Here is a 14,667-nt window from a genome sequence, read left to right as displayed (position 1 = left end):
CTCTCTTTCTATGCAAATAATGCTTTTAAATACTCAACATCATATTCAAGCACAAAGTCTATTTCTCTTGCTGGTGATGGTGGTGTTATATATAAATGGAACTTAATGTTCCCATCCATAATGGATGTTGAAGGATTCTCTTCTTCTAAAAATTCAACTCGTCCACCTAATATGTACTCGCTAGCTGTTAAGCCATTTAGCCAAATGTTTACACTATCCATGACAGTATCAATAAGTCTTCTTGTAATAGGTGCATCTACCTTTTGCCAAAAGGTCTGTACAATTGTTGTAGCTATCCAATAGAACATACGCTTCACAGGGATAAAGGCATCTTTGGGGTCTGTAACTAGTGGATAACATGCTGTACGATTACCCCAAGCCTTCCAACCACCACTAAAGTTAATAGCTGTTACTATCCCTTGGCCATTAAGATAGTTAGCTTGATCTATACCTAAGATAACTTCCTTACCATCCTTACCTACTAATCCATTAATTTGCAAGTTGTGATTAGATGGTGAAGCATAAGGTACCCCATCATATGAAGCATCTACTTTACACATAAGACCAGCTAGTTGTGTACTCATGTGATAAACAGCCTCACCTAGTCTTACTTTTGGCCAACATACAATTTGATTTTCATAAACATAATTGTTTGAAGTTTTCCATTGTGCTACATCTGAGTACTTTGTTACTTCATCTACGGGAATATCTGTTAGTGCCATACACTTAAAATATCCATTAATATTACTTGCCTTACTTACCATAACTGCTGCTACTGTTGGCTCTGTACTAAATTTAGGGGCTAATACTTGTCCTGGAACGAGCCCAAAACGAGGAAGAACTTCATTAATTAATTCAAGCCCTGTTAATTGCCCCTCTAAACCAACACCCCCTATTATGTCATCATTCGATACTGTTGCTGGAGTAAGTTTAGAATAAGCCACTTTAATTTCTTGTGTTCCACCATTAGTAAGGGAAATAATCAGATGCCCTTGGGCATTAAAAGCCAGTTCATAATCTTCACCTAAAGTCTGCTCTATACCTTCACTACTTTTTACTACAACTGTAGATAAAAGCACAGGCTCTTCAATAATTAATTCACCTTCAACGACAGACTTTGTTGTTTCTTCCACAACTTCTTTATGCTTTGCTGGATCTAATACATTTATAAAAGCTACAGGTGCTACACTAAAAAGTGTAAAATGTGATTTTATAAACTCACATAATGTATAGCTTTCAAAATCGTCACTATATCCAAAAGCCTCCACTGCTTCTTTGTAAGAATAACAAAGTACAGGCTCATTCACTTTTGGATTTTTTACTAGATGAATAGGTGCTGTTCCAACAACAACTGGAAACCCAGCTAATGCTTCAACTGGTGGAATAATGCTTGTTGGAATTTCTGATACATAAACACCATGTCTATATCCACTCATCTTATCTACCTCCTAAATAATTCATAATTTCTATGTATTTTTGTTGCTCAAAACTTCCCTTTACAGCAAGTTTTAAACGTGTATAATTTAACTTTTCAATAGGTACAATCAACTTACTAATAGCAGGGCATGATTCAATATGTAACTTTAAGATATTGTTTTGACCTTCTATAACTGTAAATTGGTTTAATCCTGGCAGATTAGGTCCACAATAAACCTTTTTATTATAAGGCTTTTTAGCTACTTCTTTTTTACTTTTTACGCTAGCCACGGTTCTTCAACTCCTTCTATTTCAATTCTAGGAATTTTAAACTTTAGTTCTAAAAAACCATGAAAATGAGGATATGCTTGTTCTTCTGGAATAGATGACTTAACGGGATGTTCTAATGTGTAATAATCAAACACTTTCTTTTTTAAAAGATATTGCTTGATACCCTCAATAATATGTAAAATATCAACCCATCCCCTGCTATCTGGGCTATGTACACCAATAATAAGCTTTAAATTCATCTCACTCTCTTCTTCTTTATCTTCTCCATTTATATATCTAATAAGTACATATGGAAAATCTTTATTTTCATCATCATCCACTTTTAACGGTTCTAGATAACCTAATTCTACTTTTGGTTTTCTAGTAATATTATCTTTAGACTCCAATTCTACATTGACTAGAGCCTCTTCTAATACTACTTTAAAATGCTCCATTACTTTATACGCTGTCACGATAAGCACCTACTTGTTTAATAATTTAATGACTTCATTCTTAAAATTCTTATCAAAGTTCACTTCTAACTCCTTTTTTACTTCTTTAGAAATGTTTTTTGAATTCGCCATACCTGCTACAGAAGGCCCTTTTAACTCACGAATTTCATCCCTCTTAGGGTTACTCCCCATCTTTCCACCTGTTCTTTCGAATATACCTATATGCCCACTATTAGGCATTGTTTGCACAAATGCTTGTTCTGGTAAGCTTTTTCTACTCCTCTTTTTAATATACGCTGCATATGCTTTAGGAGTTTTGGTATCTGTCCTAAATCCTTTTTTTAAACGTGTAACTGGTCCATTTGCAATAACCTTACCTTCTAATCGTGATAATGTAGCCCTTTGTATATTTAAGCCCCTTTTAATCTCAGAAACTTTAATATTATAATCAGTCTTCAATTCATTATGAAGACTTCTTCCTGCTGAACGTGTAGTTTTATTAATAGCATTTTTCATACACCTTTTCATACCATTGGGAACTTCTGATAACATCTCTTCTGCTTGCTTTACAAGGTGTTTATCTAAATCAATTTTAATCAGAGTCATTCACTCCTAACGTAATCTCAAAAATCCCATCTGTTTCTTTACATGAAACAATAAAGTATTCTTTATGATCTAATCTTAAACTTCTACCCTCTACAGGTTTCCTCTTGAAATATTTAGATTGGATTAAAACTAGTTTTTCTCCTACATAAGTTCCTTCTGCTGCTTGGATGCGTCTCTTTTGTATTTCATCTTCATCAATGATAATTGGAACTTCTTTATCATCTAATACATGTATTTCTGCAAATTCATTAGTATTAAAAAAGACATTTTGTAAGTCCTCTTCAATTATTTTCTTTAAGTTCATCATGCACCTACTTTTTAGATGTTCTGCCTATACGTGGTGAAGTCTTTTTATTTTCTTTAGTTTTTGTATCTTCTTTCTCTGTTTCAACTTCTTCCTTTTTTTCTGGTTCATCTGATGCCACTTCTTCATCCAAATCTAACCTATTGCATTTAGCTTCTTGCTCCATTTGTATGAGTGGATACTTTTCTGCTAACCCATTAGCTACAAGCTCTTCTTCATCTTTTAAAGATAATGTTAAAATAGCACCCTTCTTATAAAGGATGCCATCTTTGTTAAGTGGATTAGTAAGTTTAATCATGCTTCTTCCTCCTATCCTATTCTGCAGAGTACAGTTCCTGCACTTGAACTTGTTTTTTTGGAAACAGCTATGCCTGCTACACAAGTCAATTCACTTTTTGTTTTAGTGACATAACGATTACTATTATCCCAATAAAGAACATCTCCTACTTCCATTGTTTCTGCTGCAGCTGGCATTTCATAAACGCCTGTTAATCTTACCCCACCTGTTCCACCGCTTGGAATTGCTTCTGCTGCAACACCTACAATCCCACCAATTGGTACAATGTCGTTGTAGCCAACTTCTGCAGTGGCTGTAAAATAAATAATTTTCCCATCTTGAATAAATTTTGCTTTTGCCATTTCGGCACCTCCTATAAATTTTATATAAAGGCTTATTTCTAAGCCTTTATTAACCTAATGTTACCCCATTATTTTTAGCAAGACCTTTGAAGTCTGTAACAGTTACACCATAGTCCATGTAAATTCTCCATTCCATACCTAGGAAATCAAAGCCCATTCTACTTTCAAGCTTAGGCATATCGTCACCATTTAAATAAGTCACTTCAATAGTATCTGATAACATTGGGTCTGCTGCTAAGAAATAGTTCAATAAATTACTTTCATCTGCTTCAAGTTCTGCATCAACAATGAGTTCCAATGCATTTCTCCAGATGTTATTCACTCCTGCATTTTGTTGTCCTGGTAGTGCCATAGATGTAAGTAGTTGTAATGCTTCATTTTCAAGTTCTGGTGGCACAATAAGGAATTTTGGTGCAATATTTAAAGCTTGCTTACCTGCAATACCTTTTTGACGCTTCATTAAGGTTTTCATTTCTGACAATGTCTTATTTGATAATGCACCTGCTGTTCCTAAGTTACCATGATCAGCATGGAATAGAGGCTTATTATCAAAAATTGTTGGGTTGTTTGTAAGTTGTTGATAAACAAGCTTATTAATACCACGTCTAGCTGATTGAACATAAAGCATAGGAATTTTAGTAAGGATGCCTAGATCATCATTAATCATAGCTTGACGTGTAAATCCAAACTTCTTACCAAATGTTGCAATAGACTTTTTAACTCCTTGGTCTTTTAGTTCATCAAATGTAAACTCACCTGTCTCACTCATTCTTGTAAGATCACCAGCTTCAGAAATCTGATAATGTGTTGCCCCTTTGAAGTCTGGGTTACTACCAATACTTGTCCAACGTTCAAATGTCGTCTGAGCAATTTGGTTGCCTCTTGCCATAGATTTATTTACTGTATCTGAAAGGATACTTGCAAATTGGCTTTCTGGACTTAAAGCACGTCTTAAGAGCTCATCATCATCTAAACGATATGCATGTGTTACACCTGAACGCTGTAAACATTCAATAGCAATATCTCGTAGCTTCATGCCTCGCATTTCCCTAGCCCCTTCGGCTGGATTTTCTACACTTCCAAATGCACGCATTTGTAATGCATCTGATGCTGCTGCACGCATTTTATCTGCTTCATCTTTATGTACATGTAAATTACCTTCTGAACGTCCAGATGAAATAGGTTCATTCATACTCATAAATCTTTTTAATACTTCTGCATTGACCTGTTCTACACTTAATCCTCTTTTAATAAAATCCTGCATATCAAGTTCTAATCCTCTTTGACTAGCTACTCCACAAATTTCAACAATAGCTGCATAGCGTTCACGTTCTGCTTTTAATGCTCTTTGAACATCATCGTTACCACTTTGTGCTCTTTCTTGTTCTTCAATTTCTCTTTTCAGAGTATCAATTTCTCTTTGTAATGACTCAAATTCTAATTGCTCTACATCTGATAAAGCTCTGTTTCCATTTTTAGCTGCATCTAATAGTGCCTGTTGTCTTTGTGCTTTTTGTTTAAGTAACTCTTTTTTGTCCATTTTTTCTTCCTCCTACAGGTAATTTCTATTTATTTGAACTTGCCTTTCTAAATTTGAAAGGACAATATTTTCAACTTGTTTTTGTTGCATATTTTCTTCTAGTTCTCTCCCTACACCCACACTAGGATCTGCTGGGATAGATACAATTGAAACTTCATAAGGTTGCCAATTCGTTGCAACTTCACATGGCCCTACAAATCTACCATTAATTGAAGTAGCACCTGCTCTTACTTCTTCCCAACAAGATACGGTATAGCCAACTGATACCCCTTTTAAGGTTCCACTTCTTACCTTTTTATAAATCTTTTCACTCTCTTCATCATCATCAAAGACAATATCACAGTATGTTCTTTTTTCTGTATCATTACATACAGCATTTTCAATACGACCAATAACCTTATCTCGATCATGATTAAAGAGTGATACACCCATTTCATTTAAACGTGTAAAATCTACACATCCTTCATCATGGCAAAGTATTTCTTGTCCATACCATCTATTCACAGGTGTTTCACTTGAAAATGAAACAGATATTCTACGCTCTTCTTCATTTACTTGCCTAATTGATAATGGAATACTTCTTTGTTGTGTTAACCCATTATTAGGTCTTTTCTTTTCCATTAGATTCTTCACTCTCCTTCTCTTCTGGAAATAACTCTTTTTCAAAAGTTTTTTCCTTAGCACGTTGTTTCATGACTTCTTTCCAATCAAGTCCTCGTGAACCACAAACATTTGCCAAGGTATCCATTCCAGATTCTAAAGCAAATTGATTAGCTCTTACTTCTTTTAATGGATCTATCCAACTCCATCCTGGTGTAACCCAATCATGCTTAAGGTATTTCTTTTGATTTTGCCAAAAATCTTTAATATGTAGTTTCCCACTTAATACTGCCGAAATGATAAATTCTATATACACTTCTCTACAGAAATGGTCTATTAAATATTTTTGTTCCATTTGATAGGTTCTTTGGTCTTCTAACAGTCCTTGTCTTGCACTTGAATAGTTAACCTGTGACATATCTCTAGATGATGCTTCATAACTTAACCCCTGTCCTGCTCCTGCTATGCGCTGTTGTGTCATAATAAATTCTTTTGCATTAGATGATTGGCCACTTGGATTAACTGTAGTAACATCATCTCCTGGTTGTAATTCATGAATCATACCTGGACTTATAGTTCTAACAGGATAACCACTCTTTCTATCTATTACACCACCTCTACCAATTGCTCCTGATGGCGAATTCTTTTTAATAAATACAGATAGACAAGCTAAAATACGCTCTTTAACTGATATAGCTTCTACAAACTCATTAACCTCTTTAACTATTGGCATAGTTCTGGCCAGCTCTGTTACTTCACGAATTTGTGTAGGACGTTTCTTACTAAATAAATAGATTACCCTACTTGCCTCAATACGTTCTGTACCTCCTGTCCAATAGCCATCTGGCGAATATTGTTTAAAATAATAGGCAATAGGTCTATTGTATTGATTAACTTCAATCCCTCCAATAATCCTATTACCCTCTGAAGTTTTACTTAAAGAATAAGATGTATCCAGTTCATCTACCTCTTTCGCTTGCAAACAAAAAGGAATTATTCCATCATCTGTATAACATTTGATGAATATAATTCCTCCGTCTACTTTTTTCCTTCTTACAGCCATAGCTTGAAACTCATCAAAGCATTGTGTTCCTGCCACATCACAATTTTTTGCATGACACCACTCTTCCCACAACTCTTCAATTTCAGTATTTAGCTTTTCATCCTCATTTCCTTCTGCATCTATTACCTTTGCTTGGGCCATAATACCTGTACCTATGACATTTCTTTCAAATGGATTAATAAGTCCTTCTAAAATATCAGAGTTTCTTTCTAAGTCCCTTGCTCTTGCTCTAAGTACATCTCGATGGACTTGATTCGCTTGTTCTGCTGTTCCATTAACAGTTGTCCAGTTGGTATTAAGCCGACTTTGAGTCCCCGCATCATAAGACCTTAAAGACTCTCTCCATGCAATACGATTATACCCCCATCTAGGTGATATAGCTGCTATTCCTCTATCAAGCCAGTTCATTTTCTCACCTCCTTTCAAATACGTTTCTTATCTTCTATCAAAACAAGCTACAGTAACACCACCATAACTTTCTTGATCTCTTATTTCTTGTTCTAATCTTCTTCTTTCCTGGTACAGTACACTAAGTTCTGCTTTTTTAATACGTCTTGAGCCAATTTGATATTCTTGTGCTCCTTTTTCAATAGCACTAATAGCACCGTTTAGTTGTTCTAATCTATTTACTTTATCCATCTAGATCCACTCCTTATCATTATTTATCCAATTCTCTTGGCTTTGTTCCTCTTCCTTTTGCTCATCACCTTCTGGCATCATATATCTTACATGTAAAAGATCAGCTGCTGCCGCTGCATACACTTCACAGTCTAAATAATGGTTATCAGCATGGCTTGTTTTTGTTTTCCAAACTTCTACGTCTCGTCCACCTTTCCTTTCAATAACCTTCTCCTCACTTGTGACCTGTCTTGCATAGTCCATATCAACACCATCGTAAACCATCCATGAGCCTAGTCCATTTTCTTTACGCATTCTTGCATAAATCATATTTTTATATTGACTACCATCTACAATACATAACCTCATGCCATATGCACTACTATCAATCTTATCAATATTAGTAAGCTTGTATTTAGCTACAATAGTATTAGATGAACCTTTACATGCCATGGCCCAATCTTGGTTATCTAGACAAAACTGATATACGTTTTCTGTATCATTCCCTGAGTCAATTAAAGCTAAATTAACTAGATAAGACTCTCCATTTTGCTTACTAAAACGTTGATTCATAATAAACTCTACTTGCTCCCACGTTTCAACCTTACCATGAAGGATATTCCACGATGTCATATAAGGCCCCCACGCTCTAATAGTAAAATAGAAACAATCTTTTTGAACGTCTACGCCACCAGTTAAAATAAATGCTTCATCTGGAACAATACCTTCTGTATATTCAGATTGACGTTCAAATATAATGTCACTATCCAATTTACTCTTTGTATCTTCCCAAGGCTCTCCAAGCCATGAGTTAATAAAGTTCATTAGTTTTTCAGGATAGTTATGAGAAGAGACAAACTCATAGGCCACATCTCCAAAACGTACCCAAGGGGAATATATTGCATTTAAATGAAAAGCTATAGATCGCTTACCATTACCATTTATACATCTCCATTCACCATTTCTAATCATTTGTGGCTTATGATTATCTTGAATCATTTCTTGACAATGTTCACATTCATAATAAGCAGTTTCTCTAGCTTCTTTCGGAGACTTTGTATCTTCTTTCCATTTCACTTGCTTAAAGATTAACTTTTGATATGTACCACAATGAGGACATGGCACATAATATTGATATTGACTATCTGCATTAAGCCATTCCTGCCAAATAGGCCCTCTCTTTAATGTAGGTGTAGAGGTTAAAAAGATTTTCTTTGTATTAGGAAATGTTCTAGTACGCTCTTTAGCTAAAGAAATAGGATCAGCTTCTTTACCTGCATTTGTAGGATACTTATCTACCTCATCAAAAAAGATAAATCTTACTGGTCTACTAGCCAAGTCAGATGCAGAGTTAGAACCAACTAGTACAATATACATTCCATTAAAGTTAAGCTCCAATAGTTTACTCTCATTCTCCCTGTACTTTTCTGCTAATACTGGAGATAGAGCTATCATAGGCTGAACTCTTTTCTTACTTGTAAATTCTGCAAGCTTTTCTGTAGGATAAACAATCATAGTTGGACTAGGATCTTGTGCAATTACATAACCTATCATATTGTTAAGGCATTCTGTTCCACCTACTTGTGTAGGCTTTACAAATACAATCTTTTCTACTTCTACATCTGTAAAAGCATTCATAATACCTTTTAAATATTCTGTTCTACTTGTATTCCATTTGCCAGGTTCAGCACTTGTTTGAGCATCTAGTATGCGATACTTATCTGCCCATTCTGAAACTGTTAATTTTTCGGGTGGTTTTAAGACTTTTAAGGCTTGAAGAATCCAGTCAGGAATGTTGACCTTTTTACTTTTCTTTATAAATGCCATTCTCAGCAAACTGCTCCAACGCACTATTTATAGTTTCTCTAATCTTATTTTCCACCCTTCTTGCTTCTACCTCATCCACATAAGGTGCAATATCTACACCTATCTTTGACACTAAACCAAGCGCTGACCTTTTAAAGATAATAAAGTATCTTTCAAGCTCTGCTATAGCATCACTCTTTAATAGATAATCTCCTCTAGCAATTGCATTCTTTAAATCTGCATTTTCAGTTTGTGCTTTTTTAAGTTGTGTCTCATAGAATACTTTTTGATAAGTGATAGGCATAGTCTCTATATCAACATCTTCTGGCATTTGCCTATTGGCTTCATCACGCCACTTAAGCACATCTGGTAGATACCAATAACCATGTGATATTTTAGGACAACCTTTCTTCTCCCATTGGTTTAGCGTTTTTTTAGTCACACCAAAAGCCTCTGCTATAATTCCAGTCGATAAACAAGTCTTACCTTCAATCACTTTGATGCCTACTTCCTTTGCCATATGATTCCTCCTCTCTTAGGGTTAATTTGAAACTCAATATTTCCCACCCTGTAGCCTTAGAGCCACAAAGCTTATAAGATTTTTGTTTCAATACTATAAATTCCTCATATTAACCTACTTTCAAAATTTTTATAATGACAGAAGCCTCGGGCGTCGTGGTACCCGCATATACCCCCACCCCTTAGAAAGTACCTATTCATTTTGCACAATACTTAATGAGTGCATCTGCTGCTTTTCTTATACATTAACCACTGCTCAACTGCTTCTATCCCTTATCTATCAATGGATATTTCCCACTCACTAGAAGATATTATGAGTTTTACTTTACCTAGGGATTGTTAAACTGATGCAAGCCCTACACCCCTTGATATTATTAGCCTTATTAAATATATACTTCTTGAGTTTTACATTATACAAAAACGTTATACTCATGCATAATCAAAGTGTCTTAACTCATGGTTTACTTCTTCATCTACAAGGCCAATGTATATCTTTGTTTCTTCTATTGATCTATGATTTAATATCTTCATTAATGTTGCTAAGTTCTTGAACATTCTATAATGTTGATACCCAAATGTCTTTCTTAATGTATGGCAAGATATATCTTCAAGACCAAACTCCTTTTCAATCTCTTTCATTAATTGCCATACTCTTTGTCTTGATACTGGAGTATTACCCTTTTCAAAATAATCTCCTTCTTTGTTAAGCCTTTTAGGAGCATACTGTCTAGATAAGAATAAGTACTCTTCTCCATCTCTTCCTTTGCAATACTTCTCAAGTGCTTGTACCAAACTTGGTGGCATTTCATACTCTCTATATTTGCCTGTCTTCTTTTCTTTTACTTTTAAGATTCTCTTACCTTTTACATCTTTTACTTTAAGTTCTACTAAATCAGCTACTCGTAAAGCTGTATAAAATCCTACAAATAAAATCATATAATCTCGTTTATTTCTTTTACGGTACACACTTAGTATCTGCTTTACCTTGTTCGGATTTCGAATTGGAGAAGCCATCTTATCACCTCTTTATACTATTCCTCTTTAAAATAGCCCTTGCTACTTCTTGAGTAACTTTATCTACACATATACACTCTTTAGATATAAAGACACTAATATCATTGACTTGATATTTGTTACCATCTTCTTTTCTTATATTAGCTTCTGTAACAAGCTTCCTTGTTCTTTCTAAGGATTCAGTCTCTATATACGCTCTAAATATAAAGTGTTGCTCGTTTACTATTGGTATTAGTAAGATGTCACGTATTTTTTTAAGTTCTACTATTTGTTTGTTTATTTCACTTAATGTCATATGCTCCACCTCTATCTAATAATTTGTAATAATTAACTCACCATACTCTTTTCTAGCTTTTTGTTCCTTAGCTATTGAATAAGATACTTGTACTTCTTCTATCTTAAAATCTTTGTACCATTCCCTCACTTTTAGATGGTCGTTAATTGTAACCATAAACTTGCCTTTTATCTGAGCTAATGTATCCCTTAACAAAAGATGCTCTTGCTCTCCAAATTCATTGCCATAACCTGCAGTTTCAAAATAGGGTGGATCACAAAAGAAAAAGCTATGAGGTCTATCATATCTTTTGATAATATCCTCAAAGCTTTTATTCTCAACATATGTATTTCTAAGTCTTTCTTTTATATTACCTAGTACGCCTTGATAATATATCTGTGGCGCTGGCTTACTTGTTGTTCCATAACCAAAGGTTTCACCCTTACTTGCAAAGCTTTGTGAGATGAGATAGAGAAAGCGTACTGCTCTTTGAATCTCGGTAAGATATTCAACTGTACAGTGCTTATATTCTTCAAACATATCTCTACCAGAAAACTCATACTCTAGTACTCTCTCAATCTCTGGTGCATGGTGCTTAATCATACGAAACATATTTATAAGTTCTTTGTCAACGTCATTAATAACCTCAACTTTACTCGGGTCTTTACCAAAGTATACCCATCCAGCTCCAAAGAATGGTTCTATATAACAAGTATGCTCAGGTATTCTTTCTAAAATAGTCTTTCTTAATTTTGATTTTCCTCCCATACGAGGTATTGGTGGTTTCATCATTTGTTATATTCTCCTTTACAAAACAGTTTTTTATTGGGTTATTACACACCGTTTTGAACAAGGATTATTTAAAATAAAATACACCTAGATCATATCACCAGGTGTATTTAAAACGGATATTTGATAGGTTGTCCTATCGTTTTGATATTAGGATGATTTGCACTTGGGGGAAAAGTGCTTTGTTGCTTACACTATTATAATAGCAACTTTTTATATTAAAAAGTGTCGCTTTTCTGTCGCAAAAGTGTCGCTAAAATGTCGCTTTTTTTAATACCGTCCTCTATATAAACGTTCTCTCCTTCCCCACGAAGAGTTTCTTAGCTTACTTAATGATACTCTATTTATTTTTACAATTTCATCAGTATTCATTCTATATGTATACGATAACTCTTTTATACTTAATGGATTACTATCCCACCCATAATGTAATTTAACAATAGTTTTTTCATCTAAAGTTAATTCATTATCTAGTGCCTCTCCTAACTCCTTTCTTACTTCTTTATAATACATACTGTCTTCAGCTTTTACAAAATACTCTTCATCATCTATAATCTTATCTATTATTTCTTCTTCTCCACTTTCATTCTTTACATTTAAGCTTATTTCTTCATTAGTTTTATTTTTTTGTATATATCTATATATTCCTTCATAAACCCAATACACTGCATAATGTATAAACTTAGCTGCACTTTGATTAGTAAAATCATACTTTTCACATGCTCTCATAAGTCCTATGCAGCCTTCTTGGTATAAATCTTCTGCATCTATGGCATTAATTTTATCTGTATAAAACTTTGATACTAACTTTCTAACCATTTTTTCATTTTGCTTAATAATACTATCCATGACCTTATGGTTTCCTGCTTGATACTCACGCACTAATTCTTCATTGGTCATTATAGGCCCCCCTTATGCATAATAATATGTTGCTCCACTTACTAATGGCAAATCTTGATTAATTTTTATCCCATATAAAAACTCACCTATAATCATTACTGCATCTCTTCCAAGCTCTCTGCATCTTGTTTGCCCGTATCCTACATTAAGAGCTACTGCAACCCATTTTTCATTTTTCATATACTTCATATGTATAATTTTAGATGAAATAGGGTTCAAATGACTTAGCCCTTTATCTATAGCTATAATATCTTTTTCTACCTCTTCAATTTCAAGTTGTAATTTTTCAATCTGTCTTAGAATCCTTTTTTTAGATAATTCATCTTCTTCCAGACTTAATAAACGTTCTTGCACTTCAAGTTCTTTTCGTCTTACTAGTATAAAATCTTTCATTCTCCCATATTTTTTAAGTTTCTCTTTTGTTTCTTTTATCATCTTATTCTTCATCCTAATCCCTCCAATATCAAACTTTCATTTGTTTGCTTGAATAAGCACCAAAACACTTGAACTAAATCATTAAAAATTTAATCCAAGTGTACTGGTCCTTATTCAATTATTTCTTTTTGTACTTAGCAAATATATCAGCAGCTCCCCCTACTTTTGGCTTTTTCGTTTGAGGTGTAAATCCATCAAGAAAATTAATATCGCTTTTAAGTCTTGTCTCACTTGTAGCCTGTAAGTTTCTCTTAATTGATTCTTGGTTTTCAATCACTCTATTCTTAATTTGATCTAACCTTGTAAACGGTAAACTTAACCCTGCTAATACACAAATTGTTTCTTCCCCATATCCTTGAAATACATCTATGTAATTTCCTACTTCTTTCTTTAGCTCTGAAATATCTACACATTTAGCAGCTAATAAACCAACATACTTAATAACTTGATCTGCCTCAATAGGCGCATATATATTTGACTTTATCCCCGCTACTATATTTGCTAAGTTTGTTTGCTCCTTATCAACCTTTGTAATCGTTAACATTCCTCTTGAACTTAACATTTCCATTACTTCAGCTTTATCTATATTGCCTTTAATATCTTTATGGTTTGGCATATCCAACATTCCTTGTAAGAGCTCCACAAAGTCCTTATTAATGCTTAATTTATTTTCACAAGCATTATTATCTAGAACAATTGTACTTGCTATACCATCTATCTCTTCTAGCTCTCTAAAACACTCATATGCATTAATATGTGTCTTTAATGGTTCATTCTCTCCTGGGATAATAGTAATTGCTCCTACAGCCTTTTCCATATGCTGAATCAATAAGTCTATTAGCATTGGTGATGCTCCTGATCCAGTTCCTCCACCACTACTAAAGATTACATAGATAAAATCTTTATTGACCTTATCAGCAATCTCTTTCCCAATGTTTTCAAAGTCCTCTATTACAAGCTCCTTTGCTTTATTTCTGTCTTTATTACATCCTTCTCCACCCTTAATGTGATACTTGAACTTAGTTTCAAGTGTTGATAAATCCTCATCTGAAGTATTTAAGAAAAGCACATCATATCCAACTGCCTCTAATTTACTCCCAATATTTCCTCCTGCTTGTCCAACTGCAATAAATCCTATTTTGTTATTCATCCTAATTCCTCCTCTAATAATTTTGATCCTGTATCAGTTATATAGTAAGTATGTTCACGGCCTTCATGTAATCCTTTAGCAATATACCCACCTATCAGTAGTGTCTTCAATCTTCTATGTAATGTTACTTTTTTTACTTCAAGTACATCCATAATACCTTTTCTTGTTATGGCTTGTATTTTTCTAAAACATTGATTTTCTTGTAATACATTAAGTATTGCATAATCTAACTTATCCATCGTTTCACATCATTTCATATGATTTCATCGCAT

The 14,667-nt window shown here is 34.0% G+C and carries 20 protein-coding genes; all 20 read right to left on the bottom strand.

Going from position 1 to position 14,667, the window contains the following annotated elements; translation table 11 throughout:
• Positions 1 to 8: 8 nt before the first annotated feature.
• Complete coding sequence (locus tag PBV87_RS09290) at positions 9 to 1,436, bottom strand: phage tail sheath family protein (RefSeq protein WP_271012031.1); 1,428 nt, start codon at positions 1,434 to 1,436, stop codon at positions 9 to 11.
• A gap of 1 nt (position 1,437) precedes the next feature.
• Positions 1,438 to 1,707, bottom strand: coding sequence for a hypothetical protein (locus tag PBV87_RS09285; RefSeq protein ID WP_271012030.1), 270 nt, complete (start codon positions 1,705 to 1,707; stop codon positions 1,438 to 1,440).
• Positions 1,695 to 2,159: a hypothetical protein gene (locus tag PBV87_RS09280; protein ID WP_271012029.1), complete on the bottom strand. Its 465-nt coding sequence runs from the start codon at positions 2,157 to 2,159 to the stop codon at positions 1,695 to 1,697. The genes PBV87_RS09285 and PBV87_RS09280 overlap by 13 nt, the downstream gene beginning before the upstream one ends.
• Before the next feature lie 9 nt (positions 2,160 to 2,168).
• A complete protein-coding gene (locus tag PBV87_RS09275; protein WP_271012028.1) occupies positions 2,169 to 2,744 on the bottom strand; it encodes a phage tail protein in 576 nt (191 codons plus the stop codon).
• Positions 2,731 to 3,048, bottom strand: a complete 318-nt coding sequence (locus PBV87_RS09270) for a hypothetical protein (protein ID WP_271012027.1) — start codon at positions 3,046 to 3,048, stop codon at positions 2,731 to 2,733. The genes PBV87_RS09275 and PBV87_RS09270 overlap by 14 nt, the downstream gene beginning before the upstream one ends.
• Positions 3,049 to 3,055: 7 nt before the next feature.
• Positions 3,056 to 3,346: a hypothetical protein gene (locus tag PBV87_RS09265; protein WP_271012026.1), complete on the bottom strand. Its 291-nt coding sequence runs from the start codon at positions 3,344 to 3,346 to the stop codon at positions 3,056 to 3,058.
• A gap of 11 nt (positions 3,347 to 3,357) precedes the next feature.
• Positions 3,358 to 3,687, bottom strand: coding sequence for a DUF2190 family protein (locus PBV87_RS09260; protein WP_271012025.1), 330 nt, complete (start codon positions 3,685 to 3,687; stop codon positions 3,358 to 3,360).
• 49 nt (positions 3,688 to 3,736) lie between these two features.
• Positions 3,737 to 5,227: a phage major capsid protein gene (locus tag PBV87_RS09255; RefSeq protein WP_271012024.1), complete on the bottom strand. Its 1,491-nt coding sequence runs from the start codon at positions 5,225 to 5,227 to the stop codon at positions 3,737 to 3,739.
• Positions 5,228 to 5,239: 12 nt separating this feature from the next.
• Entirely contained in the window at positions 5,240 to 5,848 is a 609-nt protein-coding gene (locus PBV87_RS09250; RefSeq protein WP_271012023.1) for an HK97 family phage prohead protease, read from the bottom strand.
• On the bottom strand, positions 5,829 to 7,298 hold the full coding sequence (locus tag PBV87_RS09245) for a phage portal protein (RefSeq protein ID WP_271012022.1): 1,470 nt from the start codon (positions 7,296 to 7,298) through the stop codon (positions 5,829 to 5,831). The genes PBV87_RS09250 and PBV87_RS09245 overlap by 20 nt, the downstream gene beginning before the upstream one ends.
• Before the next feature lie 27 nt (positions 7,299 to 7,325).
• Positions 7,326 to 7,529 (bottom strand): peptidylprolyl isomerase, encoded by a 204-nt coding sequence (locus tag PBV87_RS09240; protein ID WP_271012021.1) that lies wholly within the window; start codon positions 7,527 to 7,529, stop codon positions 7,326 to 7,328.
• Positions 7,530 to 9,335, bottom strand: coding sequence for a phage terminase large subunit family protein (locus PBV87_RS09235; protein ID WP_271012020.1), 1,806 nt, complete (start codon positions 9,333 to 9,335; stop codon positions 7,530 to 7,532).
• Complete coding sequence (locus tag PBV87_RS09230; protein WP_271012019.1) at positions 9,313 to 9,834, bottom strand: hypothetical protein; 522 nt, start codon at positions 9,832 to 9,834, stop codon at positions 9,313 to 9,315. Before PBV87_RS09230 ends, PBV87_RS09235 begins: the two co-directional genes overlap by 23 nt.
• A gap of 428 nt (positions 9,835 to 10,262) precedes the next feature.
• Complete coding sequence (locus tag PBV87_RS09225) at positions 10,263 to 10,847, bottom strand: tyrosine-type recombinase/integrase (RefSeq protein WP_271012018.1); 585 nt, start codon at positions 10,845 to 10,847, stop codon at positions 10,263 to 10,265.
• Positions 10,848 to 10,851: 4 nt separating this feature from the next.
• Positions 10,852 to 11,142: a hypothetical protein gene (locus PBV87_RS09220; protein WP_271012017.1), complete on the bottom strand. Its 291-nt coding sequence runs from the start codon at positions 11,140 to 11,142 to the stop codon at positions 10,852 to 10,854.
• Between the two features lie 15 nt (positions 11,143 to 11,157).
• Positions 11,158 to 11,913 carry a DNA adenine methylase gene (locus tag PBV87_RS09215; RefSeq protein WP_271012016.1) on the bottom strand — a complete coding sequence of 252 codons (756 nt, stop codon included), beginning with the start codon at positions 11,911 to 11,913 and terminating at the stop codon, positions 11,158 to 11,160.
• A 267-nt stretch (positions 11,914 to 12,180) separates the two neighbouring features.
• Complete coding sequence (locus tag PBV87_RS09210; RefSeq protein WP_271012015.1) at positions 12,181 to 12,810, bottom strand: sigma-70 family RNA polymerase sigma factor; 630 nt, start codon at positions 12,808 to 12,810, stop codon at positions 12,181 to 12,183.
• A 12-nt stretch (positions 12,811 to 12,822) separates the two neighbouring features.
• Entirely contained in the window at positions 12,823 to 13,257 is a 435-nt protein-coding gene (locus PBV87_RS09205) for a hypothetical protein (protein WP_271012014.1), read from the bottom strand.
• Between the two features lie 106 nt (positions 13,258 to 13,363).
• Complete coding sequence (locus PBV87_RS09200; protein ID WP_271012013.1) at positions 13,364 to 14,395, bottom strand: FtsZ/tubulin family protein; 1,032 nt, start codon at positions 14,393 to 14,395, stop codon at positions 13,364 to 13,366.
• Positions 14,392 to 14,634 (bottom strand): hypothetical protein, encoded by a 243-nt coding sequence (locus tag PBV87_RS09195; protein ID WP_271012012.1) that lies wholly within the window; start codon positions 14,632 to 14,634, stop codon positions 14,392 to 14,394. The genes PBV87_RS09200 and PBV87_RS09195 overlap by 4 nt, the downstream gene beginning before the upstream one ends.
• Positions 14,635 to 14,667: the final 33 nt, after the last annotated feature.

The sequence above is a fragment of the Holtiella tumoricola genome, from assembly GCF_027857615.1.
Lineage (GTDB): Bacteria > Bacillota > Clostridia > Lachnospirales > Cellulosilyticaceae > Holtiella > Holtiella tumoricola.
The sequence above is the reverse complement of the archived record's forward strand: the minus strand, read 5'-3'. Positions and strand labels throughout refer to the sequence as shown.

Coding starts and splice junctions, on each gene's coding strand:
- PBV87_RS09290 (WP_271012031.1), bottom strand. CDS start 1,436: ATGAGTGGATATAGACATGGTGTTTATGTATCAGAAATTCCAACAAGC.
- PBV87_RS09275 (WP_271012028.1), bottom strand. CDS start 2,744: ATGACTCTGATTAAAATTGATTTAGATAAACACCTTGTAAAGCAAGCA.
- PBV87_RS09270 (WP_271012027.1), bottom strand. CDS start 3,048: ATGAACTTAAAGAAAATAATTGAAGAGGACTTACAAAATGTCTTTTTT.
- PBV87_RS09265 (WP_271012026.1), bottom strand. CDS start 3,346: ATGATTAAACTTACTAATCCACTTAACAAAGATGGCATCCTTTATAAG.
- PBV87_RS09260 (WP_271012025.1), bottom strand. CDS start 3,687: ATGGCAAAAGCAAAATTTATTCAAGATGGGAAAATTATTTATTTTACA.
- PBV87_RS09255 (WP_271012024.1), bottom strand. CDS start 5,227: ATGGACAAAAAAGAGTTACTTAAACAAAAAGCACAAAGACAACAGGCA.
- PBV87_RS09250 (WP_271012023.1), bottom strand. CDS start 5,848: ATGGAAAAGAAAAGACCTAATAATGGGTTAACACAACAAAGAAGTATT.
- PBV87_RS09245 (WP_271012022.1), bottom strand. CDS start 7,298: ATGAACTGGCTTGATAGAGGAATAGCAGCTATATCACCTAGATGGGGG.
- PBV87_RS09240 (WP_271012021.1), bottom strand. CDS start 7,529: ATGGATAAAGTAAATAGATTAGAACAACTAAACGGTGCTATTAGTGCT.
- PBV87_RS09235 (WP_271012020.1), bottom strand. CDS start 9,335: ATGGCATTTATAAAGAAAAGTAAAAAGGTCAACATTCCTGACTGGATT.
- PBV87_RS09230 (WP_271012019.1), bottom strand. CDS start 9,834: ATGGCAAAGGAAGTAGGCATCAAAGTGATTGAAGGTAAGACTTGTTTA.
- PBV87_RS09225 (WP_271012018.1), bottom strand. CDS start 10,847: ATGGCTTCTCCAATTCGAAATCCGAACAAGGTAAAGCAGATACTAAGT.
- PBV87_RS09220 (WP_271012017.1), bottom strand. CDS start 11,142: ATGACATTAAGTGAAATAAACAAACAAATAGTAGAACTTAAAAAAATA.
- PBV87_RS09215 (WP_271012016.1), bottom strand. CDS start 11,913: ATGATGAAACCACCAATACCTCGTATGGGAGGAAAATCAAAATTAAGA.
- PBV87_RS09210 (WP_271012015.1), bottom strand. CDS start 12,810: ATGACCAATGAAGAATTAGTGCGTGAGTATCAAGCAGGAAACCATAAG.
- PBV87_RS09205 (WP_271012014.1), bottom strand. CDS start 13,257: ATGAAGAATAAGATGATAAAAGAAACAAAAGAGAAACTTAAAAAATAT.
- PBV87_RS09200 (WP_271012013.1), bottom strand. CDS start 14,395: ATGAATAACAAAATAGGATTTATTGCAGTTGGACAAGCAGGAGGAAAT.
- PBV87_RS09195 (WP_271012012.1), bottom strand. CDS start 14,634: ATGGATAAGTTAGATTATGCAATACTTAATGTATTACAAGAAAATCAA.